This is a genomic window from Nodosilinea sp. LEGE 07298 (genome assembly GCF_015207265.1).
In the GTDB taxonomy this organism is placed as follows: domain Bacteria; phylum Cyanobacteriota; class Cyanobacteriia; order Phormidesmidales; family Phormidesmidaceae; genus Nodosilinea.
The window spans coordinates 1-1,565 of record NZ_JADEXE010000566.1 but is presented as its reverse complement, the minus strand read 5'-3'; the positions used below and the strand labels follow the sequence as shown (position 1 = coordinate 1,565).

Sequence of the window (1,565 nt, the reverse complement as noted above, 5' to 3'; positions counted from 1 at the left end):
CCCACTGTGACAACAATAGATGAGACAGCTAAGCCAGTCCGAATTAAAGTAGAAGGAACGGTTATCGCGCATGTCAGACTCTATGCCATCGCAGCTCTTGAATCATGAACATAATGGAAAAGCTGCCCACCCAGATCCCGAGGTTCTAGAGAAACCTGTCCGCCGTCAATTCACCGCCGCTTATAAACTCGAAATGGTTGAAGCCGCAGATCGCTGCACCGCACTGGGTGAAATCGGGGCCTTATTGCGACGAGAAGGGCTGTACTCATCGCAGTTGAGTACCTGGCGCAACCAGCGACAACAGGGGCAACTGCAAGCGCTGGCCGATAATAAGCGGGGCCGCAAAGCCACGATTCCGCATCCGGTTCAGCAAGAACTAGAGCAATTGCGCCGAGAGAATCAACAACTGCGCCACAAGATGCAGCAGGCCGAGCTGATCATCGATATCCAAAAAAAAGCCTCGCAGTTAATGGGGATCTCGCTGAGTCCTATCCATCGCGACGAGCCCGACTAACCCGTGCCGCTGAGGCCCTTGCGCTCGACGTGGGCGTTGCCCCGGCTTGCCTCGCGTTAGGCGTCAGTCGAGCCACCCTGTATCGTCAGCGTCGCCCGCCCACGCCGTCTGCCCGTAAGGTTCGACCTAAACCGCAGCGCTCCCTGTCGGTGGCAGAACAGCAGCAGGTGTTAGCCTTCCTCAATTCAGAACGATTTATGGATTGTTCGGTGGCTGAGGTCTACGCCACGCTCTTGGATGAAGGCACCTACCTCTGTTCGATACGGACCATGTATCGACTGTTAGCCGCCGATGGCGAGACCCAAGACCGGCGTCAGCAACGCCAGCATCCCACCTATACCAAGCCAGAACTGTTGGCCACAGCGCCCAATCAACTCTGGTCTTGGGACATCACAAAGCTCCGTAGCCACCAAAAATGGACGTACTTTCAGCTCTATGTGATTCTCGATGTCTTCAGTCGCTATGTCGTCGGCTGGATGGTAGCGCATCGAGAATCCGGCGCGTTGGCAGAGCGCTTGATTCGACTCACCTGTCAGAAGCAGGCCATTGAGCCGGGGCAGTTGACGCTCCATGCTGACCGGGGGACGTCAATGACCTCGAAGACGGTCGCGTTCCTGCTCTCTGATTTAGGCGTGACCAAGAGCCATAGCCGCCCTCAGGTGTCCAATGACAATCCGTTTTCGGAGGCGCAATTCAAAACCTTGAAATATCAGCCCACGTTTCCCACACAGTTTGGCTGTATCGAAGATGCCAGGGCCTTTTGCCAACGCTTCTTTGCCTGGTATAACCAGGTGCATCATCATGGGGGCATTGGTCTATTGACACCTAACATGATGCATTCAGGCCAAGCTGAAGTTGTCACTCAGCAACGGCAAGCCGTTCTAAACACGGCTTATCTCGCCCATCCTGAGCGCTTTGTCCATCATCCGCCCAGCCCACCTGTTGTGCCCACTGCCGTTTGGATCAATCCACCGCTGGCGGCTCCTAACAGCCCGGCGGTTCCACACTAATCTCTTTTTAGTTTTTGTCTCATTTTTGTTGACACATTCCG

Annotated in this window: 1 protein-coding gene; it reads left to right on the top strand. The window is 55.0% G+C overall.

All coding sequences use genetic code 11. The features are described 5' to 3' along the window. Positions 1-82 precede the first annotated feature (82 nt). Positions 83-1,524, top strand: a protein-coding gene (locus tag IQ273_RS33080) for an IS3 family transposase (RefSeq protein ID WP_194027302.1) whose coding sequence is annotated in 2 segments (ribosomal slippage) — positions 83-458 and positions 458-1,524 — 1,443 coding nt in all. Because the reading frame shifts where the segments join, the coding sequence is not laid out codon by codon here. The last annotated feature ends 41 nt before the right edge of the window (positions 1,525-1,565 follow it).